The following is a 26237-nucleotide window of genomic DNA, read 5'->3' on the forward strand; positions in this document are numbered from 1 at the left end:
AGAGTCCATGGACCTCGACACCCTCACGACGATGCTGCTCGACTTCGTTCGGGCGCACCAAGGCTGGGCTCCGTTCATTGTTGGGGCTCTGGGCTTCGCCGAGTCGCTCGCTGTTGTCTCACTGCTCGTCCCCTCGACCGTGCTGCTTCTTGGGATCGGTGCCTTGGTCGGAGCAAGCGGTCTGGAGTTCTGGCCGATCTGGCTTGGAGCGGCCGTCGGCGCCATCCTCGGTGATTGGCTATCCTATGCCGTCGGCTTTGGGTTCAAGCATGCCGTGTATCGTGTCTGGCCTCTCTCATCCCACCAGCATCTCCGTGATCGCGGCGAAAAGTTCTTTGCCCGATGGGGTGCGTGGGGCGTCTTCCTGGGGCGCTTCATTGGCCCGCTGCGCGCTGTGGTGCCCCTGACAGCCGGTATCTTCGCCATGCCTATGCTGCTGTTCCAGACGGCGACCATCGCCTCAGCGTTTGTTTGGGCTTTCATCGTGCTCGCGCCGGGCGCGGGTCTGACCGTATGGGCCCAGTGAGAAGCAGGCAAATTTCTTGCCGGCGACAGGATTAAGGCCGAGGCCAGCTTCGTATACCACGCATGGACCATTCCAGAAGACGTGCGGAGATCATCACCTGCCAGCAAGGGCGGGTTCGACGCGCCGGCGACGGGAGGGTCCATCGGCAAGCCAATGCCGTTTCAGCGCTGTCCTTTCGCCCCAATCAAGAGGGCTTGGAGGGACAGCGAGAAGAGAAGAGTAGCGCAGCCCATCCGACGCGGATCTCAGGAAAGAACATCTGATGCAACAGTCTCCGACCGAATGGGGAACCGGTCAGCCCAGACGCAGAGCGGCAAGCCCGTTACGCCGCGGGCGCTTCGCGTTCACCCTGGCGGGTGCGCTCGTCGTTGCCATGACTGGCATGGCGGAGGCTAGGAGCAAAGGCAGCATGGGCTCACGCGGCTCACGCACCTTCGATGCCCCTCCGGCCACCCAAACAGCTCCCTCAGCCGCGCAATCGCTCCAACGCTCGCAGGCGACTCCAAGTCAGGTTCAGCCTCGTCCGGCCACTCCGTCGGCCCTGGCGGCCCAACCCGCGCGGAGCCGCTTCGGTGGTGGGTTCTTCGCTGGCCTGCTCGGGGCAGGTCTGCTGGGCGCGCTGTTCGGCGCAGGCCTGTTCGGCGGCCTCGGGTCTCTGGCTTCTATCCTGGGCTTCCTGGCGCAGGTCGCGCTCATCGGCGGTCTTGCCTTCCTGGTGATCCGTTTCTTTCGCCGGCGACAGCAGCCAGCCTTGGCCGGTGCCGCTGCTGGCGCCCCGATGCAGCGATCGACACTCAGCGGCATAGTCCCGCCAGGTGGCGGAGCAGCCGCATGCATGCCGCCTGCGGCTGCAGCAGCCAGCACTGCCCCGCCTTCGCAGCCGCGCACTCAGGAGCTCGCTGTCAGGCCTGAGGACTTCGCTGCCTTTGAGCAAGCTCTCGGGGACATTCAAACGGCCTATGGCCACGAGGACGTTTCTGCCCTGTGGACGCTGGCCACGCCGGAGATGGCCGGATACTTCCAGGAGGAGCTGAATGAAAACGCCCGCAAGGGTGTGCGTGAGGCCATCTCGGGCGTGAAGCTCCTGCAGGGTGATCTCGCCGAGGCCTGGCGTGAGGGGCCGACTGACTATGCCACAGTTGCGATGCGCTATTCCATCACCGAGCAAACGATTGACCGTGCGAGCGGCAAGGCTGTTGCCGGCGAGCCGGAGAAGACCGAGGAGGTCACGGAGATCTGGACCTTCCGTCGTGACAATGGCGCATTCTGGAAGCTCTCGGCGATCCAGCAGGCCACCTAATCCCATTATGGTCAACCGCGTCGGACAAGCCCGTGCGGTTGACCATTTTGCATGTGGGTGCGACACCAGATGGTGCCTCCTCCTCTGCAAATTAACTTTGCGCCTACACTGCGCCTACAAGGCAATTTCGTTGAGCAGTTATTTTGACAAGAAGTCTGTTGCTGGCGCGGAGGACGGCGGCACAGAACGGGCTCTCATGATATGACAGCCCGCCTTCAGTCCAGGATATACCTTTGACCAAGATTGCGTTGATCTCCGATCTTCACCTTGAGGAACGCAAGGACCCATCCCCGTTGGGGACGCCGCCTAAACCTGCCCTAGGCTTCTGAAGAATTCCTCAGAATATGAAGCGTTTCATCCCATGCGGCCCGACCGAGCAGAGGCCCCCGGCTCTTCGAATGAGCAGGGGGCCATCCATGTTTGATCGTCAGATGATGACGAAGTCGCTCACAGTCAGGAACAGGTGCTTGTCGATCCTGGCGAACTGCACCTGGGCCGCTCCGCCGGCACCGTCCTTGTCATAGTAAAGCGCGCCCGAGAACCAATCGTAGATGATCCGGTCGTCGGCATCCGCCGCATGGCTGCCGTAGTGGAACGCAGTCCAAGCGAGATCGCCCTTCGGACCGATCTTCGTGAACACGGCATTCTCAAGCCGGATCGTATCCTCCCAGGGATTGAAATCCCTGATCGTGTCGATCTTTCCGTCGCCGAGCTTGGTATCAAACACGAAGACGTCGCGTCCGGAGCCGCCGGTCAGGATGTCCTTGCCCTTGCCGCCGTAGATCACGTCATTGCCAGAGCCACCATTGATGGTGTCGTGGCCGTCATCGCCCTTGAGGATGTCGTTGCCACTGTCCCCGGCAAGGTAATCGCGTTCCGTGCCACCCTCGAGGCGGTCCTTGCCCGTGCCCCCGTAGAGGCGGTCGTTGCCGCCATTGCCGTACAGGCGATCATCGCCGCCGCTCCCATATAGGCGGTCGCGTGAGGCCCCGCCGGACAGGGTGTCGTTACCGCCCGAGCCATGCAGCAGACTACCGGCATCGGAGGCGTACATTTGGTTGGCAATGCCATTGCCATAACCATAGGCGGCATTGCCCGTGAGGACGAGGTTCTCGACGTTGGCGTTCTCAAGGATGTAGCTAACTGAGCTGCGAACGGTGTCGATGCCCTCGCTACGGTACTCGATCACCTGGTCGCTCGCCATGCCGACGATATAGGTGTCATTGCCCTCCCCGCCGTACATGATGTTGATGCCTGTGCCGCCGTCGAGGGTGTCGTTGCCGATGCCGCCCGAGACGGTGTCGTTGCCGTCATCGCCGTAGAGCCAGTCGTTGCCGCCATGTGAGCCGACATAATCATCGCCGCCACCGCCGTGCAGGGTATCGTCGTCGGCTCCCAGGATGAGCGTCTGCCGGGCGCTGTCGCCGAACACGACCTGCGAACCGGTCCCTCCCGTGACCGTCAGAGCACCGATAATTGCGGCAAACTCCACATTCTCCAGCTTGATGTGGCCGCCAGCGATGCCACGCCCATCGATGACCAGGGCCGTCTCAGGGGTGCCTGGAGCCGTGGGCGCGCCCGAGATCACCAACGGCTGACCCGGCAGCGTGCTGCTGCCCGGGGCCAGCATGGGCACAAGGCTCTGCACGATCAGCGGCGTGCTGGCAAACAGCCCTTGCAGGAAACCGGAGCCCCCACCGGTGAGCAGGTTCTGATCGGCCGAGCCACCATCAGTGTGTGCCTGGATCTCACGGATCAGATCGGCCAACGAGCTTCCGGCGGTCTTGGGCGCCGATGGGCCGGTCACCTGTAGGCCATAGCCCGTCGGCAGCTGCGCCAAGAGCACCGGGTGCCCGCCTGCGCTCACCAGCGGAAGATCGGTCGGGCCGCTGCCCGCCGTCATGATCGGGATGGTGAGGATCTGGCCCGTGCTGCCGTCTGGATAGACGATCGTTTCGGTCGTCACCTCTACGCCGCCTATCAGCGCGCCGTCGCCTTGCACCTGCACGCGCACGGTCTTCACGGTGCCATCGAGGGACTCGACCGTGAAGGTCTCGGTGACCGCCTCGCCGGAGCGCAGGGTCTTGGTCGTCTCGGCCTCGTTGTCGAGCACATAGGTCCACGTGCCCTGAGTGGCGTCGAACGAGAAGGTCCCGTAGGTACCCTGCACGTCGGCCTGAGCCTTGAAGCCGGCCTCGCCCGCGTCCTCGTCGGTCACCATCAGAACCCCGGTCGCGATCAGCATGCCGTCCTCTGCAACCGACCCGGCATCGGTGCCGCCGATGACCGCAACGTCATTCACGGCTGACACGTGGAGATCAAGGGCTCGCGTGTGGCTCAGCGCGCCGCCCGAACCTGTGTTGCCCGTATCGTCAATCGAGACCTTGAGGACCCGCGTTCCGTGGTCGTTCGCGGCAGGCGTATAGATCACGCCGCTCGCCGCGATGAAGGCGTTGATGTCGGCGACGCTGCCCGTTAGGGTCAGGGATGACGCCGTGTCTCCGACCGTGACGCCCGATTGGCTGGTGGCCGACAGGGAACCCGCCGAAACGCTCAGGGTCACGATCACTGGCGCCGAACCGGCATCGATGTCCGCGAAGCTGATGCCGGCGAGCGCGGTCGCCGTATCCTCGATCACCGCGATGCTGCCCGGTGGCGTGGCGACAGGAGCATCGTTTACCGGCCAGAGGTCGAGGTTCACTGTTTCCGTATCACTCCGCGGCCCGCCCGAGCCGGAATTGCCGCCATCGTCGATCGAAACGGTCAGCGCATACGTGCCGGTGCCATTGGCCGGAGGGGTATAAGTGACGTGGCTTCCCGCAATGAAGGCGTTGATGTCAGCGATGGTGCCCGTCAGGGTCAGGGATGACGCCCCTCCGCCGACCGTGACGCCCGCGCCATCGGCAGCCGACAGGGTGCCCGCCGGCACGGTCAGGGTGACGGTGACCGAAGCCGATCCTACATCGATGTCGGAAAAGGCGATGCCCGTCAGCGCCGTCGGCGTATCTTCCGTCACGGCGATGCTGGCTGGCACGGTCGCGACTGGAGCGTCGTTCACGGCGGCGATCTCGAGATCGACCGTTCGGGTATTGGTCTGCGCGCCGCCCGAACCCGTGTTGCCACCATCGTTGATCGAAACCGTCAGAACCCGCGTGCCCGCGTCGTTGAGGGACGGCGTGTAGGTAACGCCGCTTGCAGCAAGGAAGGCATTGATATCGGCGATCGACCCGACCAGCGTCAGGGACGAGGCCGTTCCGCCCACCGTGACGCCCGCGCCGGTCGTGGCTGACAGGGATCCCCCGGTGATGCTCAGGGTCACCGTGACATTGCCCGCCCCCGCATCGATGTCGGAGACGGTGATGCCCGTCAGCGCGGCTGGCGTATTCTCCGTCACCGCGATGCTGCCTGGCCCGGTGACAACGGGCGCATCGTTGACCGCCGCGATTGTTAGGGCGACCGTCCTGGTGTCGCTCAGGCTGCCGCCGCTGCCCCCATGTCCACCATCATCAATCGAGACGGTCAGCACGCGACTCCCCGTGCCGTTCGCATCGGACGTATAGGTGACGTGGCTTGCCGCGATGAAGGCGTTGATGTCGGCAAGGGTGCCGGTTAGGGTCAGGGCCGAAGTGGTCCCGCCGACCGTGACGCCGGCACCGCTGGTGGCAGCCAGCGTTCCCGCCGCGATGCTGAGGGTCACCGTCACGTTGGCTGAGCCGGCATCCACATCCCAGAAGCTGATGCCTGTCAAAGCGCTGGCCGCGTCTTCCATCACCGTGATGCTGCCCGGCACGGTGACGACCGGCGCGTCGTTCACGGCCGCGATGGTCAGGGCGACACTCTTCGTGTCGCTTAGGCTGCCGCCACTGCCCGCGTTGCCGTTGTCGTTGATGGAGACGGTCAGGGTCCTCGACGCGGTGTCGTCGTGAACAGGGATATAGGTGACATTGCCAGCGGCGATGAAGGCATTGATGCCAGTGATCGTGCCTGTCAGCGTCAAGGCGGACGCGGTGCCTCCGACAACGACCCCCGCGCCGCTGACCGCACCCAGTATTCCTACTGGCACGCTGAAGGTCACTGTCACGTTGCCGGGCCCCGCATCCTTGTCCGAGAAGCTGATCCCAGCCAGGGCCGTCCTTACGTCTTCCGTCACCGCGATGCTGCCCGGCATGGTGGCAACGGGTGCGTCATTGACGCTTGTGACGCTCAGGCCGACGGTGTCCGTCTGGGTGCTGAACGGAGAGGTTCCACCGGTGCCGACACCTCCAATATCGGCCACCCCCCCGTTGCTCCCTGCAGACAGATCCCAGGCGCGGATGGTAAGGCCCGCCGGAGCCGTGCCCTTATAGTCGGCGCTCGGCTCGAAGTAGAGCCGTGTCGCTCCATCGGCGGCAAGCAGCCTTGCGGCATTCTCCGAGGGTGTGCCGAGGAGCGACCAGGAAGCGCCCCCATTGATGGAGAACCACCATCTGCCGTTCGAGGCATCGGCTCCGACGATGGCGATGCCACGACCGGAGGTGGAGTCTACGTCCGAGATGCCAACAGCTAGATCGGAGACGAGAAGCCCCATCACCTGCCCTGCTGCCGGCGGACCCGCATCCTCCGCGACCGTCAGGGATAGATTCCGGTCGGCAAGGTGCGGTGCGTCATTGGTCGGGGTCACGTTGACCGTGATGGTGCCGTTCGTGGGCCCCGATCCGGCGGCATCGCGGATCTGCGTCGCGATCGAAACGGGCTTGTCCCAGTTGGGGGCAGGCGTGAATGTAACCGCCGCCAAGGCTGCATTCACGTCTGCAACCGATCCGCTCACCGTCCACACCCCGGTCAGGGCATTGTAGGTCGGCGTGGCCGAACCGGCGGGGGTCACCGACAGGGTGCCGGCCTGGGGTTGGCTCAGCGTCAGCGTCGCGGTGACCGTATCGCCCATGTCGGCATCCGCCACGACGATGTCGCCGAGCGCGACCGCACCGCTATCCTCGAGGGCAGCGATGGTCTGCGTCAGGTTCGAGGCCGTCGGCGCATCGTTGACGCCCTCGACCGTGATGGTCGTCGTGGCTGTATCGAAGCGCCCCGTCGAATCCGTCACCGTATACTGGAACGACGTGGTGCGGATTTGTCCCGCGGCCAGATCGGCGAAATCACCATCGTCGGAGAATTGTAGCGCGCCGTCGTCCCTCAGCAGAACGCGTCCGCCGCCGGTAAGATCGGTCCAGCGGCCAACATCGGCCGCCACTCCATTGAGGTGTGTGATGGTTTGAAGATCGACAGTGCCGAGCGGACCTCCGTTGTCGAGATCCTTGTCGTTCGCAAGGACGCTTGCGCCCGCCAAAGCATCGCCAGCCTTGGTGCGGAATGCGTCATTGATCGCATCCGGAGCATCTTCGAGAAGATTGTCGTAGAAAACTGTCTGATCGACCTTAGTCCCGGGCTGGAAGCCCATGAAGAACCAATTGTAGGTGAGCGTCTTCGTCGAAGCGTTGTAATTCGGGGCATAAACGGCGTTGACCCCGTTCATTGATCCCTGATCGGTAATGGTGCCAGGGGCGACACCTGTAGGGGCCAAGCCTTCAATCTTGATGGTAAACCCGGCGGGTTGCGCTGTTCCGTCGAACTGGGCAAAGACCTGATTGCCGGAAATGTCGACGGTCATCGTCCCGCGCAGAAGCCCGTTGTCGCCCTGCACCGGCTCCATGTCGCCATCGCCATCCGTATCGGACAGGATCCTGGCGGATAAGGGCACAACGAGTTCAGCCCCAGCCCCGACGACCACCGATGTGAACTCGTAGGGAGCCTCATAGACGAAGAACCCCTGCAAGGAGAACGTGATCTTGACCTGAATTCCTTCGAGACTGCCTGCCATGCCATGCCCCCTCGCCGGCCCAGTACCCGCGCCTGGACTTGGCGTGCCGTCCTGCGGCGCCACTGATTGTTATCGTGAAGAACCGTGGCACTTCTTAAAACAGGCCACCTAAAGGCGAGCACTACTAAGAATATTGCCCTAGATGTCGAGATCAATTACTGCAGAAGCAGATTTTATTAACCAATGTTACTCTTCGGCAACACGCCTGCCAAAGCCGGGCTCGGACGGCACTTGGCTCTCTAACGGCAAATCAAGACGGCGAAACAAGGCTTAACCAACTTATCGACGCTCCAGCGGTCGAAAGCTGCCACAGATGGCCGTCTACCTCCATCAGCGGACCGGCCCATCCTTGTGGGAATACCTGTGTTCGGCACTCAACGCCCATTATTTGACATGGCAGCCTTCGAGAGCCGATTGTGCCGGAACCATGCACCTGTCAGCCAAGCCAGCCCAGAGCTGAATCCGGCTTCCGGAGCCAGGTTTTGGCCACGCGGCAGATGACGGTGTAGGCCGGGTTGAACACGTTGCCGATGTCATAGCGCACCACCTGTCCCAGAAGATGGCTGGCAGAAGTGGGATCTAATCCGAAACTGCTCCCAAGCCAGTTCAACATCTCTGTTGTTGCATGCTGAAGCGCCTGGTCCAGCGGACGGGCATTGCCGACCGTGAAAATATCCGACTCTGTCTCACCACGCGGCCAGCCGTGATTGGCATTCTTCTTCAACCACACCGTGAACTCGATCTCGAACGACGTCTCGATCCCCGTGCCGACAATCTCGCCGTCCCCTTGGCAGGCATGCCCATCGCCCAAGAAGAACAGGGCACCGGGCTCGAACACCGGGAAACAGGCGACGGCTCCTGGGGCAAAGCCTCTGAAGTCCATGTTGCCGCCATGCCGGCCGCTCGTGGCCGTGGAGATCGCCTGCCCCATGCCAGGGGCCACTCCGAAGCACCCGATCATGGGGTCCAAAGGCAACACAAGATCCGCCACCGCGCTGGGCGGCTCCATCAAGCGCACAGTCCCAGCATTGCGATCAATGGCCCACTCAACCCGCTGCCGCTCAGGCAGTCGGGGCAGGATCTCTGGATCAACCACGTTCGGCGCCAGAAGGGAATAGGTCCAGCCTGTCTCCCGGGTCGGCGACATGCGTTGGATCTCCACGATCAGCGCGTCGCCGGGCTCTGCCCCTTCCACAAAGAAGGGGCCTGTCATGGGATTTGGCCTGGGAGCACGCTCCACACTCTCGTGGTCACGTCCAGCGGCATCAATCGTGGTGGTGGTGACCGTATCGCCATCAGTGATCCGCAGGACCGGATCTCGATCACCCAAAACATTGTGATAGCCTGTCGGACTGAACCGATGGTGGGCCACGTGCAATCTCCTCAAATTCACTGGCGTTGTACATCATGTGGGCTGTGCGAGCTACAAGGCTGCTCTGACCACCATTCGAGTCAACCGGCCTTACCTGTGAAATGTCCTGTGCCATGGCTCATGGCACATGCCGGGCGAGCAAGGGCGGTCTTCACTCTTTCGTGGACAAGAAGAACCGCAAGTTCAATACGCTGATCGCTTCAGCCTGCCCTGAGGGAGCTGCACAGCTTTATGTTGCGTTGACCCCGTTGAGCGGCATAGCCCGCCTGGTGAGATAGCCTACGAGCTCATGACGCCCCAGGCAATTCAGCACCCGGTGCGGAGGAATGCCTCCCTTGCGGGCCATCAACACACCCCAGGCGGTGAGATCGAGCTCGTCGACACTATGCGCGTCCGGGTTGATGCTGAACATGCACCCGAGTTCAAGGGCTCGCTGATGCCAGCGCCAGTCCAGATCCAGACGGGAAGGATGGGCGTTGATCTCAACTGCCACCCCGTGCCTTGCGCATGCCTCCAAGATCTTCTCGACGTCAATCTGATAGCCTTCCCGGCGGCGGAGCAGCCGACCCGTCATGTGGCCAAGAATGGTCGTGAAGGGGTTGGAGACCGCCCGAATTATCCGCTCGGTCTGGGTCTTGGCATCGAGCCTGAAGCGGCTGTGCACACTCGCGACCACAAAGTCGAAGCGAGCTAGGACCGCGTCCGGATAGTCGAGCGAGCCGTCTTCGAGGATGTCGGACTCGATGCCTTTTAGGATCTGGAAGCGACCTTGGTAGCGTCTGTTCAACTCGTCCGCGAGTTCGTGCTGGATAGCGACCCTCTCGACTGAGAGCCCACCGGCATAGCTGGCTGTCTTCGAGTGATCCGCAACACCGAAATACTCATAGCTTCTGGCCCGCGTTGCCTCGGCCATTTCCTCGAGCGTGTTGCTGCCGTCCGAGAAATCGGTGTGGCAGTGCAGAAGTCCCCGAATGTCCTGATCGGCCACGAGGTGAGGCAATCGTCGCGCCACGGCGAGGGCGATCTCTCCCCTGCCCTCCCGCAGTTCGGGCTCGATGAAGGGAAGGTTGAGAGCCGCATAGACGTCCTTCTCGTCCACGCAGTCAACGAGGTGCTGCCCGCGGTACAGCCCTTGTCTATTGAGGCGCAAGCCGCGGCGCTCGGCAAGAGATCGGAGTTCGTCGATGTGCTCGGACGAGCCTGTCGCTAGAACCAGGGCGACCCCATAGTGCGGCGGGTCCGCCAGCCACACTCTGGCCCCCTCAGAGAGATCGACAATCTCAATCCCTGAGCGAGCCGGGGTCTCGGCCACAAGAGCGAGGTCCGACACCAGCTCGGTGCCACGCCGGAAGTCGCCGGCGGGAACGATGCGGGTGAGTTCTGGATGCGACCGCCTGAGGTTTGCTTCCAGGGTGCTGAGGTGCTCGCCGGCGCGATGGATGAGCCGCTGCCCGGACGAACGCCGCATGAACTCGATGTTTGCGAGGACCTTGTCCTGAAAGGCAGGACCGAAGCCCTTCGTCGCCTTGAGGCGGTCCTGCCGGCCAGCCGCTTCGAGCTCATCGACGCTGGTGATCCCGAGCTTGCGGTAGAGGTCGAGGACTTTCTGCGGGCGCAGGCCCGGGATCGCCAGCAGCTCCAGCACGCCCGCGGGCACCTCAGCCCGCAGAGCCTCCAGGCGCAGCGTGGTGCTGTCCCGGTGCAAACGCTGGATCGTCTCTGAGAGGGCGGCGCCCACGCCTGGGATCTCCTGGAGCCGCCCTCCCGCAATGACCTCCTCGAGGGGCTCACTGAGCAGCAGGAGGCCCTCGGCCGCCCGGGTATAGGCGCGTGCCTTGTACGGGTTCGCACCCGCGAGCACGAGCCGCTGCCCGATCTCGACCAGCAATCGGGCGACGGCGGGCGCATCCAGGCCCTTGGAGGCCTGTGCCGCCACTGCTGAAGGCGGCGATGAGGCTAGTTCTCGGTCCATTCGCAGGTCTACCGGCTAGCGGCCCTTGGCCACTGGTAACGTCTGGCAGAGCCTGACAGTTTCCAGAGGCACGGCGACCGCCCTCGCTACCCCATGGGATCGGCGCAGGATGTGTTCTTGATTGAGTACTGCGTTAGAAGCGACCGCCAAGGATGACTTACAGAAGGCACCCGCCGGAGGAAGCGATTGGATGTGAAACCTCGTTCTGCATGAAGTAAGTATTGATTAGAGCCACAACCTTTCGGCCCAGCGCCTGATCCACTTCAGGGATTTCCGAATCGAGGATTTCGAGCCGAGTCTCGAAATCAGGGTCACAAATGAGAATGGCCGGATCCGGCTCGGCGCCTTCTCCCGGGCTGTCCAGAAACCAGCCCTCGTCCGGGTTCGGGTCTTCTGGAATGAGACCCGCATTTAGGCTCTCGACAAGATACTTGGCGAGATGATCGTTGATCCTCGTGCCATCGTCTTCGCCAAAGATGATCCGCGGCTCGCCGTGAGGATCCCGGATGATGTGCTGCCGCTCTCGTCCAGGGCGGGCGATGAAGAGGGTCCACTGTGACGATGAACTCATAGGCTGCTTCTTGTCCAAAGATCAGGCGGGCAGCTTACGCTACCTTAATGACCAATAGCACTTCTGCCTTCGGGTCAGTATCGCCGTCCGAGCATCCAGTCGCCGACCTCATCAAGGGCATCAAAGGCGCGGTTGGTCAGGCGGCGCGGACCGGCCAACAGCCCCTCCTCCCGCTCCACAACATTGGGCTGCGGACCGGGTGGCATCGCCTCACGGGTTTCCCTGAACTCATCAACAGCCCAGTCCTGCTGTGACATGGCAGGCGGCATGTTTGTCGGTGGCATTGGGCGCAGGTCATGCCGCGCCTCCGCAGAGCGCCGGCTTGCAGGCGGCAGGATGTCCTCGACCCGGTTTAGGGCAACGGACTGTGACTGGGGCAGTGCAACCCGATAGCCGAGCTCCTGAGCCACACGCGGTAAGTTCTGAACCGCCGCTCGGCCCGCTTCCATGCTATGGCAGATGCTGAAGTACAGGGCATGGAAGTTGGCGTTCTGGCGGATGGTCTCACGGCTCTCTTGGGTGGAGAACGGCGCGAGATAGAAGGCCATGGCATGCCCACCCTTTTCGGCCACGATCGCCGGCTTGGTTTGTGAGCAGTACACATAGCCGTTTTCCTCGCTGAGTTCCCTGCGACCAGATGAACTGGCATGGAAAGTCTTCACCCGAGTCTGCATGAGTGTGCCCTCCCCTGTCCTGGTCAGAGGGGAGGCTGCCAGGATGGCGAACTCGTCGCAGCCATCAGGGCGGCAGAGGCCGCGGATGATGTCAGGACGGCTATTGGTCTGAGCAAAGGCCGGGATCGCGAGCACGAGGGCCAGGGCAACAAGAGGTCTGAGCATTGGTGGCCTTGGGCGGAGGGATGGTTAATGAAGAGTCACCCCTGAGGTCGCGCACGAATGTGACGATTTCAGGCCGGCCTACCCATGGTACCTGACGGCGAAAGCCACGACGCCCCTTCGGCCGGGAAGAGCCCAAGGACGTTCGGAAGTCCTGCCGTGGGCTTAGATAAGTTCGAGAGTTTTTGTCCTAATGAGAACCCGAGCATCAGGAGCGCCTTTCATATCGGGCGATCTGAGCTGCCTTGACCTGCTCGCGACCGCCATCATCCGGGGCTGTGTCGCAGATTCTTCGTGCGGGCGGGGGGCGTACCTCAGCGATGGATGCTGAGCCTATCGTTGTTCTCGCTTGCCTGCGAAAACCTGCCGCAAAGTTCTGCCTTTGGATAAGGTGGTGTCGAGCTAAACCTCAACCAAGGCGTCCGTGGTCCAAGGGAATGACACCACACTTGGGAGATAGGCGGCAGACCAAACTCAGTCAACGCTGTCCCAACGAAAACGCCCTGACAGAGTTAGCCGTGCGGGGCTTGCTGTCAGGGCGAATTGTGTGATGCCGGTTGCAACACCACGTCACGATAATACGCCAAGCGCCTCGTTGGTTCAACATCAGGCTGTGGACAAGCAGAATTGCCCCGGCGGGAGGCTGAGCACTAGACCTCTCGCCAGGGCGCGTGCGATGTGTTCCGGCATCGCACGATCTATGTAGATGTGGCCACGGCATGCCGATGTGCGGCAAAGCACACCGTCAGTTCCTAACACGATCAGTGGATCGCACTGCGGCCAGAACATCAGTCAGTCCGGCTGTGGTCGAGACCGACATCACGAAGCATGTGCGGGCTGAGTTCGTGACGCAGCGCCTGCTGAAGTTCGTGACGGAGCAGGTGATCGAGTTCGTTTGTTGCCACAGGCCGCGCGTGATCATTCGCAGGCCTACGCGGCACGCGAACAAATTCAAAGCGGAAGGCGAGCCCTACAAAGGGCAAGGGGAATACGGTCGGGTTCATTAGAGCCACCAGCAGCTAGAGTCGTGACGAGGAGAGCGGTGCGTTCGTACGTGCAAATTCGCATAGACATCAAACGCCTCCTCTGGCTGTGGCTGTGAACCGAGCGGATGATCCGCGGGGCAGCTTCAATATCAGAATTCAGCTGCGCAGGCTAGTCCCGACATTCAAATTGTTAAGGTCCACCGCTTCGTTTACTTCACGGAGTGGGCTTGAGGCGATAGTAGGTAGAGACGGACGTATGGTGGACCGGCACGATCATACCCTCCCTTCGGAGTTCGTCCATCGTAGCAAAGCCGATCCCACGAACCTTCCGCCGCGAGGCGGACTTCCGACGTGCTTTGAACTGCTCGCGCTCGGTGTACAAACTTACCCCTGATGCGTAACGGACCTCCTCGCCCTCCGCCAGCATATTAAGGGCTTTTCTTGCGAGGGTGGAGAGCGCGGTAAGTTCTGTTATGATTGCCTGCGTTCTATGCGGGCAATCAATTGAACCCACCATGCTGACGCCGGCATGGTCAGTGCGGGATTAAGGAACCGTTCAATCTTTGCTGGCCATGGTCCCGCCCCCTTTGCCCCTGCGGATCGCAGTGAGGCGCAGTTTAGGAGTTTGACAATGACCGAAGCCAAAGCCGCCAAGAAGCCGAACCCCGCTCTGGCGAAGCCGTTGCAGCCCTCGAATGAACTCGCGGCGGTGGTCGGGTCCTCGCCACTGCCCCGTACCGAAGTGGTGAGCAAGGTTTGGGAGTATATCAAGGCCAACAACCTGCAGAACCCTGCGAACAAGCGGGAAATCCTCGCGGATGAGAAGCTTCAGGCTGTATTCGGAGGCAAGAGCAAGGTCAGCATGTTCGAGATGAACAAGCACTTCGCTCAGCACCTGTCCTGAGCGGACGCGACAACAGGCCCACCCCGCCAGCGTGCCGGCGGGGTGGGGGTCGCTTCAGCCATCCGGTTGCGGCTAACGGCTAGACCGCCTCCTTGAGCTCCTTCGCGGGTCGGAAGGCGATCTTCTTGGAGGCTTTGATCTTGATCGGCTCGCCGGTCTGCGGGTTGCGCCCGGTACGCGCGGCGCGCTTGCGCACCTGCAGGATGCCGAGACCGCTCAGGCGGATCTTGTCGCCCTTCTTCAAGCTCTTGGCTATCATCTCGATGACTTGCGTCAGCATCTCGTTAGCCTGGCGCTTGGGAAGCTCGTGCACTTCCGACAACTGTTCGGCAATGTGGCGCAGGGTGAGGATCGCGCCAGCCGAGGTGCCAGTGGATTTCTTTGCACCCTTGGAGGCTGCTTTGGCTGACGCCTTCGGTGCTGCAGCCTTCGTAGACCTCTTGGCAACGGCGTCGGCAGTCTTGGCCGTCTTAGGCGGTTCTTCTTGCGATGCGGCGGCTTTGCGGGCCGGCGCCTTCTTGGCTGTCGTCTTGGTTGCAGCTTTCGCCATGGGTGAGATCCTCCTGATGCGCTGACAATCTAGTAGTCAGTCGATGGGCAAAGGGTTTGCCACCCACGATTGAAACCACCAGAAGGCCGCAGCCTCAATAACCATGACAATGCGAATTCACAGGATCTTGGGGCAGCACAGGATCATGTGAGTGATTGTGCAATCGGACAAAACGGACAAGCAACTCCTGTAGCCGGAAGCGCAGGCGACTGGGTTCCGGCACACACATAGGGCTGAGGCGGAACCCGGGCCTGGATCAGGCGGCAAGAAAGAGCTCCTTCTGTCGCCAAGCGGCGCAGTCTCGTCGTCCATTCGGGCGTGCGGTCGCGATGCGCTCCTGGAAGCGGACCTGGGCTTCCTTGAGCAGACGGCGTTTGCGGGCCAGAGGCTGGGAGGCTGCTGTGGTGTCCTGCACAACAGCAGCCGCTGCCGCGTACAGGTCGGCTGTTGCGGCATCCAGGCCAGGATCTCGCTCGAACAAAACCACAAGGCTCGCCAGGTGCTGTCTGAGGAGCGTCTGCAATTCACGGAGGTAGGGTAGCTCTCCTCCGAACTCAATGGCCTTCACAGTTGGCGACATCAGGGCCAACTTCTCTTCAATTGTGTCGGTGAATTGGTTCTCCGCCATGAGCAACCGTCTCCAGGTACGAGGAAGCCCGCCCAGCCCTTGAAGCACATGGAAAAGCATGCGCCCTCATGGTTAACCAACGGTTTCAAACGATCTGGGAAAGCGCCAGAACGGAACAGGCCGATATACGCCTTCGGCACACTTTCCTCTCCTGAGGCGACTGGGGTCGATGAACGGCCAAGCCGGTGGCGGCAAAGGGCGCGTCCTTGGTACGAGCGTCGCTCTTCACACCCCGTTTCAGGGACGGCCTCAATCATGGGCGGACCGTCCGCTCCCGTGGGGTAGGAGCGAGGTGGGCTCATAGGCGCTTAGAGGATCTCGGCAGGTCGCGTCCGTCAATGAGTGTAAATTCGGGTGCGGTTTGAGGTGGCCATTGGTCAGCTCGCCTGTGGGGTGATTGTCAGGGCCTGCGGGTTGATCATGGGGGTTGCGAGCTCAGTCATCCCTTCGATCTGCATGTAACGGTGCTGGAGCTGCCAGTCGTCATTGGCCTCCAGCAGCACCGCGCCGATCAGACGCCTGATGCTGTCCTCGTTCGGGAAGATGCCCACCACATCAGCCCGCCGTTTGATCTCCTTGTTCAGGCGCTCCAACGGGTTCGTGCTATGCAGCTTCGTCCGGTGCTGGGCCGGGAAGCTCATATAGGCCAGCACGTCATCGAGGCTGTCGTCGACGAAGACCTTCAGCTTGGGCCAGCGATTGTGGAGCTGGTCGGCAAAATGCGAGAGGCTGGCCCGGGCCGCTGCCTGATCGGGCTGCTGGAAGGCCTGGCGCAGCCCAGCCGCCACCATGGTCTGGTGCGCCTTCGGCACATAAGCGAGCGCGTTCCGGGTCCAATGCACCCGGCACCGCTGCCAGGTGGCGCCCAGCACCCGCCGGATGGCGGCCTTGAGGCCCTCATGCGCATCCGAGATCACCAGCTTCACGCCGGTGAGCCCGCGTTTGACCAGATCGCGCAGAAAGTCGGTCCAGAAGATCTCCGCCTCGCTCGGACCGATGTGCAGCCCGACGATCTCGCGCCGGCCCTCGGTGGTGACCGAAACCGCCACTATGACGGCCACCGAGACGACGCGACCGCCTTCCCGCACTTTGAGGTAGGTGGCATCGAGCCACAGATACGGCCAGTCTCCGGTGAGCGGGCGCTGCAGGAAGCTCATCACCCGCTCGTCGATGTCCTTGCAGAGCTTGGACACCGAGGATTTCGAGATGCCGCTCAGGCCCATGGCCTGGACCAGATCATCAACCCGGCGGGTGCTCACGCCGGCAATCCAGGCCTCCTGGATCACCGCCACGAGCGCCTTCTCGACCGTGCGCCGCGGCTCGAGGAAGCCCGGGAAGTAGGCTCCGGTGCGCAGCTTGGGGATCTTGAGGTTGAGGGTGCCCAGGCGCGTGTCGAGCGTCCGATCGCGGTAGCCGTTGCGGTAGGTGGCCCGCTCGCCGCTGCGCTCGTAGCGGGCGGCACCAATCACGCCCTCGACATCGGCTTCCATCAGGATCTGGAGCACGCTTTCGGCGACACTGCGCAGAAAGTCGCCGTCATCGGCCTTCGCCATCAGCTCGCCCAGTGGTAGTCTGTCGTCGGTCATTGGGGTTCCTTCAGCTGGGGTGCAGTCGAGCAACTCCACCATAGCCGGTCCTCCCAATGACCACCTCATCCCAACACCCGGTGCGTCAGCAAATTTCCACCACCAGCGCGGACTCTACCTCTCGGCAAGGACGTCCTTGAGAAAGGACTTGCTCTCTCGTTGCGGTTGGTTCCCCCCTTGGGGATTGCTGATGGCTTGAGGTGCCAAGCCCTCAAAGGCTAACCTCGCAATGCGTTCACCAAAAAGAATAATTGCTCAGCTTCGGATCGCTTGGTTAAAAGTTGGGCGATGAATCAGACCGAGACCCATCTTGCTCATGATCTAGCGGCGCACCTGTGCAATTTAGTGGCTCTCGCCTGTGCCGTTGGGCTTCTGGCTGTAGCGTTCAACACTGTTCGTATGTGAGCCATCAGTGAAGGTCATGAAGCAGCGCCCTAACATGTACGCCGAGGCCCAAGCTCCTGATCCATTCGGCCTTCCGTTCGCGCGCTCGATCGAGTGGGCTGGCCTGATCGGCGGCCTTGCCCTCTTTGAATGGGCCCTGAGAATCGCGACGCAGTAGATAGCCGCCAAACCGTCACAATCCCAAGCAAGTTTGTCGCTTCGGCTTCGCCCGGCATCATCTCGCAATGATCCCGCTCCCGAGGCCGCGGCACCGGTCAGCACTCCGGTTTCCTCAGTCGATGCGAGCGGCCTTTGCAGGAGATCTCGCTGGCCGGTGCCACTTTTTAAGCAGTCTAGCAAATCGCTAGCGTGGGCGGAGGGACTCAAACCAGGAACTAGTCCGTAATGAGCGGCCGGCTCTGACAATTGAGCTACAGGCCCCGCCCTCTGCCTATCGTCAGCGGATGACCTCTGGCTTCCCATCTCGACTTGATCCTGAAAGATTAGGCCCGAGCTCTCGCTATTCCATAGGTGCCGGTGCTTCTTCCCTCTGAGAGGCGGTTGGGCCCGCCTCGACCAGACGCGCGAATTCGGACCCCTTCCGGTCACACTCCGCCGCCATCATCCCTCTGCTTGGTAGGAGAGCTTTCATGGCAACAGAGCGCTTTTCGGACGACGAGATCACCGCTCGAGGCTTCGTCGCAAATCCGGAGCAGGGGCGGGAGAGAAGCAGGTCTTCATGACACGCTCATGCGGCGAGCATGTCAAACTGCTCTGAGAGTGATAGCTGCCGATTGCAGGCATACTTCGCCTGCTGCTTGCGCATCATATGCACCATCTCGATGCCGCCAAGGATCACACGGGCAGTGGCCGCGGACTGGAGCCCGAGCATGGGTCGGACCCGGCGCTTGATCGCGCGATGATCCTGCTCAATTCGGTTATTCAAGTAGCGGCTCTGCCGGATTCGGATCGCCTGTTGCCGGCGCCTTGAGCAATCCTGCAGACGGCTCTCTGCATCACACAACAGGATCGCTTCTTTGTTGGTTTGACTGCCATCGATCACAATCCTTTCGGGCCGACCGTGCCGCTTGAGGGCCTTGCGCAGGAACTGTTTGGCAGCGCTCAGATTGCGCCGCTCGCTGAACCAGAACTCGACGGTGTCGCCGTTGCTATCGATGGCGCGGTACAAGTACATCCAACGTCCTCGGACCTTGATATAGGTTCATCGACGTGCCACTTCCCCGTGACGGCGCGCTTCCGCTGGTTGAAGCGCTCCAGCAGCAGTGGCGCGTAATGCACGGTCCAGCGATGGATGGTCGCGTGATCGACAGTGATGCCACGCTCGGCCATCATCTCTTCCAAGTTTCGAAGGCTGAGATTGTAGGCCAGATACCACCGGACGCAGAGCAGGATCACTGAGCGATCGAAATGACGGCCTTTGAACATCTAAACCTCCGGAGCTTGCCGGAGGGATAGACAGAACCGAGTTACTGAACGGTTTGCGACGGAGCCCAGACATGAGCTTGTCTCAGACTGGTCAGTTAATTGCCCTCAGAATTGATGTTCCGGGCAAGCCGCTCCAAGCCCAACCTTAGCTCGTCCATGTAAGCATCGTTCGATGGGTATGTTCGTGCGAGGCGCTCAAGACCACTCCTGAGCTCTGCCAAATGGCCATCTTGAGCCTGAGCTGGTCTGCGGAGAGGGCTCGGTGTCACGGCGCTTTGGATCGTTGATGGGGTCGGAGCTGAAGTAGGCCGTTGCTCAGCCCATGCAAATTCCAGGGGCAGAACCGTCCACCCAAGCAAGGATGCCGTAGCAAGAATTCGGACTGACTCATTCTGCATTGGTCCCAAGCTCCCGGATGACTGCCATCAGAACTGTTCAAAACCCAACGCGTCACTTCATTTAACCTCACAGTCAGATTGATCCGCAACATCATCTTGGGAGCAGAGGCGGTACGGCTCGTACCACCTCGGGGTTAGGTCCTCATAGGCTATGTGTAGGGTTCAGGCGGATGCGTCAGGTGGCCCGCTCAGCGCATCGGGGCGCGGCCATGGAGTGAAATCCGGAATAGAGATGCCCAGGCTTTCCTCCAGCTCATCGGCCAGAGTTTTGAGGCGGTTCAGAGAGTGCGTGACGTGCCCGAGGTGCTCCTTGATGATGCAGAGCCGGATCTCCCGCTCACGGCGGACATTCCAGCCGCGGGGACGGCGAGGAGCGGGGGCTACTTGGGTGCCGTCGACAGCGACAAGGCGAAGGTGAGAGTTACGCATGTGATGTTTCCTATGAAGTGCTGGTGAGGAAGCAGGCGAGTCAGTTCAGCGCGAGGGCGCGTTGGGCCTTGGCATGGCGCCAGATATTCTTGAGAGCGAAGCCCACGAGCTGGGACCAGGGAGCCTTGGATCCCTTGGCCTTCTGAGCACGGGCGGAGGCAATGGCCGCCTTCATGATGGCTGAGCGGTCATAGGAGCCAGCGACTGCCAAGGGAGCGGCAGCGGCCTCCTTGGCAAGGCGATCCAGGCGGGCAATCTCCACGGAACGTGCAGCGAGGAACCCCGGGGCGGCCGGAGCAACACGGTCCTTGCGCAGGTCCCGCATCGCCGTGCTCCAATTTATGGTCCGCTGAGTGCTCATTTCAGTTCTCTCGCCTAGGTATCTAGGTATGAGAACTAGTTTGGTCTCTGAACTGTTCGTTATCAATAGGTATCTAGTTATGGTACATAAAAGTCGGGTTCTAAGAGGCAAATATGCTGACGACTGGAAATCAACTGAAGGCCGCACGTGCGCTTATAGGGATGGACCAATCCGACCTAGCGGAGCGGGCCGGAGTAAACGTGAACACGATCCGCAATATGGAAGCGTCCGGCATAGGTCCGATAGCCGGACGAGCCCAAAACGTACACCTTGTCCAAGCCGCCCTAGAAGCCGCAGGGATTGAGTTCCTCAATCATGGGCAGCCAGGTGTCCGAGTTCGGAAGCAGGCCGAGTCATAAGCATGTCCTACACACTTTCTCGGCTTGCACCCGGCAGCTACGATGTCTTGCTGGATGGAGCGGTTATCGCCAGCGTTGTCCGAAGTGGCAAGACGAACGACGCCATGTGGACTGTAGAACTCCTGATCAACCACCCTCCAGAGGAAAGGTCGGCACCCTTCACAGAGACAGAGCACACGTTCGGGAGCTTAGATGAAGCGCAGAGGTGGCTCTGGCACACTGAGATCCGTGATGCAGGTGGGGATCGCTAGGCATGGCTGACGTCATTCAGTTCCCAAAGCGCCCAGAGACGCAGACCCTACACTTCGATGAGAAGCATGCCTTCGGCGAAATCGGCGGCCTTATGCTTTCTCTTGTGCAGGAACGGGCGAAGGACGATGCGCCGTTCACACTGGTCCTGCTGGGCGGAAACGATGGATTCTTCCCCTTGGAATCCTTTGAGCCGACCCCAGAGGGGTTTGAGTTCGCCAAGATTGCCGGTGAGATTGCCCTGCGAACACTAGCGGTTGGCCACGATAATTGGGCTGAGTAACCTGTAAGCACAACATGGGTCTACTAAATACCGAATGGCGCCTGAATCGGATTGCTCATACAGTCGTTGAGGAACTTGCTGCGGGGCATTCAAAAATGAAGAAGCTTAGAGAGGTCGCCGGTATCTCTTTGCTTCTTGCTGCGTGCCCAAGCGCCCAAGCCGCGGAAATCAAAGTCATTCCGGAAAAGGATATCGCTATTGTATCGGTCGAGGGTGAGTTCAACCTTCGAGACGAGGATGTGTTCACCGAAAAGGTCTTGCGCCTCAAAGACGCTATCGTGATGTTTGACAGCATCGGTGGCAACCTCATCGCAGGTATAGAAATCGGTAAAGCTATCCGTCTCAAAGGTTTCAGCACCCTTGTTCCTGATGACGCTCTCTGCGCATCTGCATGCGCCCTTGCTTGGCTCGGGGGAAAAACAAGATGGGCTGGACCCGAGGCGCGGATTGCGTTTCACGCGGCTTGGAAGCTGGAGAATGGCAGAAAAACCGAAGCAGGGACAGGCAATGCCTTGGTTGGAGCCTATCTCCAATCCCTCGGACTGAGCCAAGATGCAATCGTCTTCTTCACCAGCGCGCCACCCGACGGCGCCGAGATGCTGAGCTTCCAAAAGGCCGAACTTCTGGGTGTCGCTGTGAAGAAGTTTGAGATCCCGCCGGAGCGCCGGCAGACCGCTACGAAGCAGGAGACCCCGCAGCCCTCGGCACTTCCAGATCCTGACGCAAGTTACTATGATCCGAACGCACGGACTCTTTATCCTGAAGCTGCCAGCCCGGCGTCACCGGCTGAAACCAAGACGGTCGCGCTGCCTCCTGTTCAGAGACCAGCGTACGCAGTACGGCGCCCGGAGGAACCTGTGCTTGAGCCACAGGTCCTAGACCTAGCAAGCCTGGAAGCCGCTGCGCAGGTTCAGCGTCGGCTTCAAGAGCGTGGTTTCTTTCAAGGCCTGATCGATGGCGTATGGGGGCGGAGATCCCGTGTAGCCCTCCGGGATTTCAAAATTCGCAATGGCCTGGGCTCGGATGATAGATGGGACCTAAGAACCCAGCTTGCGATCTTTGACGATCGATATACCGCCGCTCCCGCCACCTATGTAGCCACTCTCTCCGAGACGAATGTTGCTGGGCTATATATGCCTTTTGCAGCCCGCGAAGGAGCGTCCCTGCATCCCTTGAATCCCGGTGATGCTCTGGCGATCCAACAGCGTCTGTCTCAGCTTAGTTATTACCGAAAGGTTGGCGACGGCGTCTGGGGTATGGCCTCACGATCAGCCCTCACGGATTTCAAAGTTGCCAATGGCCTGCCGGCCAACGACACCTGGGATAGGACGGTCGAAGAAGCCATCAAGGGATCGTCTGCAATCCCATCTACGGACACGCCATTTGGGGAGTGGGTGCAGCAGGGAACTGCCTGTGGCGATCCGAACAACCAGCGACGACTTGTTATTTCCTCGAAAGACGTGATTGCGGGTGTCAGCACCTGCCAGTTTGATCCACCGCTACAGCGCTCCCGCGATGGATGGCGCACTGAAGGAACATGTGTACGAGCCGGCGCGGCTGCCTCCGCGCGGGTTCACTTTCAGCTTTTCGATGGGCGCCTCGTTGACCGGTCGGTCGTTGGTAGTGTTGCGACTGAGAAGCCTCCGGTATTCAGACGGTGTATGTAATGTGGCTTGCTAGACAATGGCCTGAGTGGAGATAGTCAACGTCTCGAAGGAGCACCCATGACAAAGCCCGTTCCTCTTACAGTTCAGGCGTCGCTGGCCCCTCAGAACCTCTGGCAAGACATTCTTCCCTGGACGTTCAACCAGCAAGGTATGCAGTTCGGGCTCTTCAACATCAGTCTTGGACAGACGCCGCGCCCTGATATTGAGCAAAAGGTTCTTGATGAAGTCGGGAGTTATGGCCGACAACTCGGACGGATTGGAGACGCACTGGAGGTGCTTCTAAACCATGTGAAGCTGGAAAATCTCACCCCTGCGGAGGAGGACGCAATCGACATACTGCGGGGCCAATTGGCTCAGGTTCGTCGGATAAAGCGACGCGCCGAGCGGAGGTAGGGATAGAGGTTAAGACTGAGTGAGCCGGTTCCGGCAATACCAGGTCGCCCGGTCTCGGATCCCGTGGATCGGGGCTGCCAACCATGTCGTTCTCCTGGCAGGATTACCCCAAGATCACACCCGGATCACCCGCATGGGGCAGGCCAAGGCTATCCGTATCAAGGATCTCGAGCCGGATTTCGAAATCAGGGTCATAAACGAGAATGGCCGCATCCTGCTCGTCGCCGTCTCCCGGGCTATCCAGGAACCAGCCCTCATCCGGATCCGGATCTCCGACATCCAGACCCACATCTAGGCTCTCGACGAGGTACAGGGCGAGACGATCGTTAATCAGCGTGCCGTCATTCTCGCCGAAGAGGATCTTGGGTTCGCCCTGAGGATCCCAGATGACGTGCTGGCGCTCTCGTCCGGGGCGGGCGATGAACAGCGTCCATTGCGACGATGGGCTCATGGGCTTCTTATCTGAAGATCTGTCGGGGGAGCTTACTCTGCCTCAATGACAACTAGCACTCCTGCCTTCGGATCAGTATTGCGGTCCGAGCATCCAATTTCCCATCTCCATTAAGGGCATCGAAGGCGCGGTTCGCCAGGCAGTGGGGACCGGCCCCCTCCCGCTCCACACCCTCAGGTTGCGGGCGCGTGTCATGCCTGGTCTTAGCGGAGCGCCCATTCCCAGCGCGCAACAAGACACCGAGGTGACTGTCAGCAGCGCTCACGGTTCGATGGGACCACGAGGGATGTAGGCGGGGCCCATGCTCCTCTTGGCTCCCAAGCTGCTGAATTCAAAACACAAACCTCGATTTGTTAGGTTCGGTTATGCTCACATCACTCTGAGATGATTAGATCTTAAGGATAAACAACTCCTAACTTGCGCCGATGTTTGCTTTTTGATAGGGTTTACCTAACAAAACATAACAACGCCTAAAGGCGGATTTGGAGGAAACAACGGTGAGTAAGCACATCGTGGCTCCCGTCACGGAATTTTTGGCCGGAACCCACAGGCTGGTCCACGTCAATGGTCGACCGATCGCCGTCTTCAACGTCAGCGGCGAATTCTTCGGGATCGCCAACGCTTGCCCGCATCAGGGCGGCAGCCTTTGCGACGGTCATCTCGGCAGCCTCGTGACCTCCGACGCCCCTGGGGAATACCGTCTCGAACGAAAAGGAGAAATCCTCCGCTGCCCTTGGCACGGCTGGGAGTTCGATATCCGGTCGGGCCAGTCCTGGTGCGATCCGGCGAGGATCCGCACCCGGCGTTACCAGGTCGACGTCAAGGAGGGCTCTGAGCTGGTGAAAGGGCCGTATGTCGCCGACACATTTCCGGTGTCGGTCGAAGATCGATATGTCGTCATCGAGGTTTGAAGCCGCAAACAGGCAGGAGATTGCCTTGGATCAACGCGTCAGTTCTTACATGCTTGAGATGCCTGAGACAGACTTGAGAATGGCCTCCAGCAAGCGCTTTGGAAGCGTATTGTCATCCTGGGTCGACAAGCACTTTGCCATCCTGACGGTCATGCCGACATTGACCGTTACAATCCTTGTGTTCGGTCTGCCTCTGATCCTGTCACTCATGTTGAGCTTTCAAGGATGGAGTGCGCAGCAAAGCCTGTTCGGCGGCCGCTTCGTGGGCTTCGCCAACTATATCGATCTTTTCAGCGACCCTCAATTCACCCAAGCCCTGTGGCTTACAATCGCCTATACGGTGATCACTGTCTTCCTTGAGCTCACAATTGGCTTGGGAGTGGCGCTTCTGCTCAACAAGGATGTTCCCTTCGTCAAAGCATTCCGCACCGCCTTGATCGTACCGATGATGATCACGCCGATCGTCGCGTCGATGTGCTGGAAGCTGCTGCTTGACCCAAACTACGGCATCGTCGATTACTTTATCGGCAGTCCGATCCTCTGGCTCGGCGATCCGACCTTGGCGAGGATCTCCGTCGGCTTCGTGAATGTGTGGCAGAATGCTCCATACGTGGCAATCTTGCTTCTGGCAGGCCTGCGATCCCTGCCGTCGGAACCCATCGAAGCCGCGGCCATCGATGGCGCCACCCGCTTCCAGATCTTCCGGCACGTGACCTTTCCGCTTCTCACCCCGTACATCGTCGTCGCCCTGCTGCTGCGGACCATCTTCGAGTTCCGGACATTCGATAACGTCTGGGTCATGACCGGCGGCGGGCCCGCCGATGCCACGAAGCTTTTGTCGGTCTACACCTTCATGACGTCGTTCTTCGCCTTCGATATGAGCCTCGGCGCCGCCGCATCGTGGATCATGTTGCTCATCGTCTTCGTCTTCTGCGTCCTTTTCGTCGCAGCATCCCGCCGGAAGGAGAACGCCCTATGAGTGTCGCATCGAGTCGCCGGAACCGTGTCATCGGCATCAGCCTTACATACTTCGGGCTGATCATGCTTCTGGTCATTTTCATCGGACCGCTCCTTTGGGTCCTCGGGTTGTCTCTCAAGACCCGCGCGCAGATCTTCGTCACGCCGCCGGTCCTGTTCTGGACGCCGACATTCGAGCACTACGCCAGGGTGTTGACCCAAGCCGACTTCATCGCGTCCTTCATGAACAGCCTGACCGTGACCTCGGCATCGGTTGCCTTGTCCCTAGTGATCGGCGTCCCGGCCTCCTATGTCTTCGCACGGTTCCGGTTCGTCGGAAGCGGAGCGGTATTTTATAGCCTGCTTCTCATGCGGATGCTTCCACCTGTAGCCATCCTGCTGCCGATTTTCATCCTGTTCACCCGCCTTGGTATAGCCAACAGCCGGATCGGCCTTATCATCGCCTATACGACATTTAGCCTTCCGCTGATCGTCTGGATCATGCGCGATTTCTTCGAAGGGCTGCCCAAGGAGCTCGAGGAGGCGGCCTATATCGACGGTGCTTCGCGCATGACGACGTTCTTACGCATCGTGCTTCCGCTTGCGCGGCCAGGCATCGTCACCGCATCCATTCTCTGTCTGCTTCTCGCTTGGAACGACTTCATCTTCGCGGCCATCCTGACCAACAACGCCACTCGCACCTTGCCTGTCCTCATGGCGACTTATGCAGGGGCCGAGACGGGAACGGATTGGGGATCGATGACGGCCTCAGGTGTTCTCGTGGTCATCCCGGTGATCATCTTTTCCCTTATGGTGCAGCGCCACCTGGTTGCAGGGCTGTCAGCCGGCAGCGTGAAATAG

General features: G+C 60.7%; 24 protein-coding genes. 11 read left to right on the top strand and 13 right to left on the bottom strand.

From position 1 onward, the window contains the following. The first annotated feature begins 7 nt into the window (after positions 1-7). Both HPT29_RS26660 and HPT29_RS26665 read left to right on the top strand, forming a co-directional pair. Positions 8-526 (top strand): DedA family protein, encoded by a 519-nt coding sequence (locus HPT29_RS26660; RefSeq protein ID WP_173945396.1) that lies wholly within the window; start codon positions 8-10, stop codon positions 524-526. 262 nt (positions 527-788) lie between these two features. Further along, a complete protein-coding gene (locus HPT29_RS26665; protein WP_173945397.1) occupies positions 789-1826 on the top strand; it encodes a TIM44-like domain-containing protein in 1038 nt (345 codons plus the stop codon). 427 nt (positions 1827-2253) lie between these two features. Here the strand turns inward: HPT29_RS26665 and HPT29_RS26675 are convergent, their stop codons facing one another. From HPT29_RS26675 to HPT29_RS26700, 6 genes are all read right to left on the bottom strand, one after another. Continuing rightward, the gene (locus HPT29_RS26675; protein WP_173945398.1) at positions 2254-7683 is read right to left on the bottom strand and encodes a cadherin-like domain-containing protein; all 5430 of its coding nucleotides are present in this window, start codon (positions 7681-7683) and stop codon (positions 2254-2256) included. Between the two features lie 436 nt (positions 7684-8119). After that, entirely contained in the window at positions 8120-9055 is a 936-nt protein-coding gene (locus HPT29_RS26680) for an acetamidase/formamidase family protein (protein ID WP_173945399.1), read from the bottom strand. Between the two features lie 229 nt (positions 9056-9284). Continuing rightward, positions 9285-11027 carry a DNA polymerase/3'-5' exonuclease PolX gene (locus tag HPT29_RS26685; RefSeq protein WP_173945400.1) on the bottom strand — a complete coding sequence of 581 codons (1743 nt, stop codon included), beginning with the start codon at positions 11025-11027 and terminating at the stop codon, positions 9285-9287. A 157-nt stretch (positions 11028-11184) separates the two neighbouring features. After that, complete coding sequence (locus HPT29_RS26690; RefSeq protein WP_173945401.1) at positions 11185-11598, bottom strand: hypothetical protein; 414 nt, start codon at positions 11596-11598, stop codon at positions 11185-11187. Positions 11599-11672: 74 nt separating this feature from the next. Further along, positions 11673-12272, bottom strand: a complete 600-nt coding sequence (locus tag HPT29_RS26695) for a hypothetical protein (protein ID WP_259060896.1) — start codon at positions 12270-12272, stop codon at positions 11673-11675. A 950-nt stretch (positions 12273-13222) separates the two neighbouring features. Further along, positions 13223-13438 carry a hypothetical protein gene (locus HPT29_RS26700; protein WP_173945403.1) on the bottom strand — a complete coding sequence of 72 codons (216 nt, stop codon included), beginning with the start codon at positions 13436-13438 and terminating at the stop codon, positions 13223-13225. Between the two features lie 613 nt (positions 13439-14051). On the opposite strand from HPT29_RS26700, the gene HPT29_RS26705 reads away from it, so the two are divergent. Continuing rightward, the gene (locus tag HPT29_RS26705; RefSeq protein ID WP_173945404.1) at positions 14052-14324 is read left to right on the top strand and encodes an SWIB/MDM2 domain-containing protein; all 273 of its coding nucleotides are present in this window, start codon (positions 14052-14054) and stop codon (positions 14322-14324) included. A 79-nt stretch (positions 14325-14403) separates the two neighbouring features. On the opposite strand, the gene HPT29_RS28765 is transcribed toward HPT29_RS26705, so the two are convergent. The 3 genes from HPT29_RS28765 to HPT29_RS26720 form a co-directional block, all read right to left on the bottom strand. Then, positions 14404-14874: an HU family DNA-binding protein gene (locus HPT29_RS28765; protein ID WP_349774730.1), complete on the bottom strand. Its 471-nt coding sequence runs from the start codon at positions 14872-14874 to the stop codon at positions 14404-14406. 256 nt (positions 14875-15130) lie between these two features. Beyond that, positions 15131-15502: a hypothetical protein gene (locus tag HPT29_RS26715; RefSeq protein WP_173945405.1), complete on the bottom strand. Its 372-nt coding sequence runs from the start codon at positions 15500-15502 to the stop codon at positions 15131-15133. Positions 15503-15879: 377 nt separating this feature from the next. After that, the gene (locus tag HPT29_RS26720; protein ID WP_173945406.1) at positions 15880-17088 is read right to left on the bottom strand and encodes an IS256 family transposase; all 1209 of its coding nucleotides are present in this window, start codon (positions 17086-17088) and stop codon (positions 15880-15882) included. A gap of 421 nt (positions 17089-17509) precedes the next feature. Here HPT29_RS26720 and HPT29_RS26725 point away from each other — a divergent pair, with 421 nt between their 5' ends. Continuing rightward, positions 17510-17650: a hypothetical protein gene (locus tag HPT29_RS26725; RefSeq protein WP_173945407.1), complete on the top strand. Its 141-nt coding sequence runs from the start codon at positions 17510-17512 to the stop codon at positions 17648-17650. A 570-nt stretch (positions 17651-18220) separates the two neighbouring features. Here HPT29_RS26725 and HPT29_RS26730 read toward each other — a convergent pair. The 3 genes from HPT29_RS26730 to HPT29_RS26740 all read right to left on the bottom strand — a co-directional run bounded on the left by HPT29_RS26730 (position 18221) and on the right by HPT29_RS26740 (position 20106). Next, positions 18221-18918 (bottom strand): IS6 family transposase gene (locus tag HPT29_RS26730; RefSeq protein WP_259060900.1). Its coding sequence is split into 2 segments (ribosomal slippage): positions 18221-18696 and positions 18696-18918, totalling 699 coding nucleotides; the frame shifts between segments, so codons are not numbered across the junction. 560 nt (positions 18919-19478) lie between these two features. Further along, the gene (locus HPT29_RS26735; RefSeq protein WP_173945456.1) at positions 19479-19745 is read right to left on the bottom strand and encodes a hypothetical protein; all 267 of its coding nucleotides are present in this window, start codon (positions 19743-19745) and stop codon (positions 19479-19481) included. Between the two features lie 40 nt (positions 19746-19785). Next, on the bottom strand, positions 19786-20106 hold the full coding sequence (locus HPT29_RS26740; RefSeq protein ID WP_259060902.1) for a hypothetical protein: 321 nt from the start codon (positions 20104-20106) through the stop codon (positions 19786-19788). A 113-nt stretch (positions 20107-20219) separates the two neighbouring features. Here HPT29_RS26740 and HPT29_RS26745 point away from each other — a divergent pair, with 113 nt between their 5' ends. The 4 genes from HPT29_RS26745 to HPT29_RS26760 all read left to right on the top strand — a co-directional run bounded on the left by HPT29_RS26745 (position 20220) and on the right by HPT29_RS26760 (position 23057). After that, the gene (locus HPT29_RS26745; RefSeq protein WP_173945457.1) at positions 20220-20465 is read left to right on the top strand and encodes an XRE family transcriptional regulator; all 246 of its coding nucleotides are present in this window, start codon (positions 20220-20222) and stop codon (positions 20463-20465) included. 253 nt (positions 20466-20718) lie between these two features. Next, complete coding sequence (locus HPT29_RS26750) at positions 20719-20997, top strand: hypothetical protein (protein WP_173945458.1); 279 nt, start codon at positions 20719-20721, stop codon at positions 20995-20997. A 95-nt stretch (positions 20998-21092) separates the two neighbouring features. Beyond that, positions 21093-22664, top strand: a complete 1572-nt coding sequence (locus HPT29_RS26755) for a peptidoglycan-binding protein (protein ID WP_173945459.1) — start codon at positions 21093-21095, stop codon at positions 22662-22664. A 57-nt stretch (positions 22665-22721) separates the two neighbouring features. Continuing rightward, a complete protein-coding gene (locus HPT29_RS26760; protein ID WP_173945460.1) occupies positions 22722-23057 on the top strand; it encodes a hypothetical protein in 336 nt (111 codons plus the stop codon). Positions 23058-23160: 103 nt separating this feature from the next. Here the strand turns inward: HPT29_RS26760 and HPT29_RS26765 are convergent, their stop codons facing one another. Beyond that, the gene (locus HPT29_RS26765) at positions 23161-23508 is read right to left on the bottom strand and encodes a hypothetical protein (protein WP_173945461.1); all 348 of its coding nucleotides are present in this window, start codon (positions 23506-23508) and stop codon (positions 23161-23163) included. A gap of 497 nt (positions 23509-24005) precedes the next feature. Here HPT29_RS26765 and HPT29_RS26770 point away from each other — a divergent pair, with 497 nt between their 5' ends. From HPT29_RS26770 to HPT29_RS26780, 3 genes are all read left to right on the top strand, one after another. Further along, positions 24006-24419 carry a Rieske (2Fe-2S) protein gene (locus tag HPT29_RS26770; protein WP_173945462.1) on the top strand — a complete coding sequence of 138 codons (414 nt, stop codon included), beginning with the start codon at positions 24006-24008 and terminating at the stop codon, positions 24417-24419. A 79-nt stretch (positions 24420-24498) separates the two neighbouring features. Beyond that, the gene (locus HPT29_RS26775; RefSeq protein ID WP_259060906.1) at positions 24499-25398 is read left to right on the top strand and encodes a carbohydrate ABC transporter permease; all 900 of its coding nucleotides are present in this window, start codon (positions 24499-24501) and stop codon (positions 25396-25398) included. Then, a complete protein-coding gene (locus tag HPT29_RS26780) occupies positions 25395-26237 on the top strand; it encodes a carbohydrate ABC transporter permease (RefSeq protein ID WP_173945464.1) in 843 nt (280 codons plus the stop codon). The genes HPT29_RS26775 and HPT29_RS26780 overlap by 4 nt, the downstream gene beginning before the upstream one ends.

Source organism: Microvirga terrae (genome assembly GCF_013307435.2).
Classification (GTDB): domain Bacteria; phylum Pseudomonadota; class Alphaproteobacteria; order Rhizobiales; family Beijerinckiaceae; genus Microvirga; species Microvirga terrae.

Coding starts and splice junctions, on each gene's coding strand:
- HPT29_RS26660 (WP_173945396.1), top strand. CDS start 8: ATGGACCTCGACACCCTCACGACGATGCTGCTCGACTTCGTTCGGGCG.
- HPT29_RS26665 (WP_173945397.1), top strand. CDS start 789: ATGCAACAGTCTCCGACCGAATGGGGAACCGGTCAGCCCAGACGCAGA.
- HPT29_RS26675 (WP_173945398.1), bottom strand. CDS start 7,683: ATGGCAGGCAGTCTCGAAGGAATTCAGGTCAAGATCACGTTCTCCTTG.
- HPT29_RS26685 (WP_173945400.1), bottom strand. CDS start 11,027: ATGGACCGAGAACTAGCCTCATCGCCGCCTTCAGCAGTGGCGGCACAG.
- HPT29_RS26690 (WP_173945401.1), bottom strand. CDS start 11,598: ATGAGTTCATCGTCACAGTGGACCCTCTTCATCGCCCGCCCTGGACGA.
- HPT29_RS26695 (WP_259060896.1), bottom strand. CDS start 12,272: ATGCAGACTCGGGTGAAGACTTTCCATGCCAGTTCATCTGGTCGCAGG.
- HPT29_RS26700 (WP_173945403.1), bottom strand. CDS start 13,438: ATGAACCCGACCGTATTCCCCTTGCCCTTTGTAGGGCTCGCCTTCCGC.
- HPT29_RS26705 (WP_173945404.1), top strand. CDS start 14,052: ATGACCGAAGCCAAAGCCGCCAAGAAGCCGAACCCCGCTCTGGCGAAG.
- HPT29_RS28765 (WP_349774730.1), bottom strand. CDS start 14,874: ATGGCGAAAGCTGCAACCAAGACGACAGCCAAGAAGGCGCCGGCCCGC.
- HPT29_RS26715 (WP_173945405.1), bottom strand. CDS start 15,502: ATGGCGGAGAACCAATTCACCGACACAATTGAAGAGAAGTTGGCCCTG.
- HPT29_RS26720 (WP_173945406.1), bottom strand. CDS start 17,088: ATGACCGACGACAGACTACCACTGGGCGAGCTGATGGCGAAGGCCGAT.
- HPT29_RS26725 (WP_173945407.1), top strand. CDS start 17,510: ATGAAGCAGCGCCCTAACATGTACGCCGAGGCCCAAGCTCCTGATCCA.
- HPT29_RS26735 (WP_173945456.1), bottom strand. CDS start 19,745: ATGCGTAACTCTCACCTTCGCCTTGTCGCTGTCGACGGCACCCAAGTA.
- HPT29_RS26740 (WP_259060902.1), bottom strand. CDS start 20,106: ATGAGCACTCAGCGGACCATAAATTGGAGCACGGCGATGCGGGACCTG.
- HPT29_RS26745 (WP_173945457.1), top strand. CDS start 20,220: ATGCTGACGACTGGAAATCAACTGAAGGCCGCACGTGCGCTTATAGGG.
- HPT29_RS26750 (WP_173945458.1), top strand. CDS start 20,719: ATGGCTGACGTCATTCAGTTCCCAAAGCGCCCAGAGACGCAGACCCTA.
- HPT29_RS26755 (WP_173945459.1), top strand. CDS start 21,093: ATGAAGAAGCTTAGAGAGGTCGCCGGTATCTCTTTGCTTCTTGCTGCG.
- HPT29_RS26760 (WP_173945460.1), top strand. CDS start 22,722: ATGACAAAGCCCGTTCCTCTTACAGTTCAGGCGTCGCTGGCCCCTCAG.
- HPT29_RS26765 (WP_173945461.1), bottom strand. CDS start 23,508: ATGAGCCCATCGTCGCAATGGACGCTGTTCATCGCCCGCCCCGGACGA.
- HPT29_RS26775 (WP_259060906.1), top strand. CDS start 24,499: ATGGCCTCCAGCAAGCGCTTTGGAAGCGTATTGTCATCCTGGGTCGAC.
- HPT29_RS26780 (WP_173945464.1), top strand. CDS start 25,395: ATGAGTGTCGCATCGAGTCGCCGGAACCGTGTCATCGGCATCAGCCTT.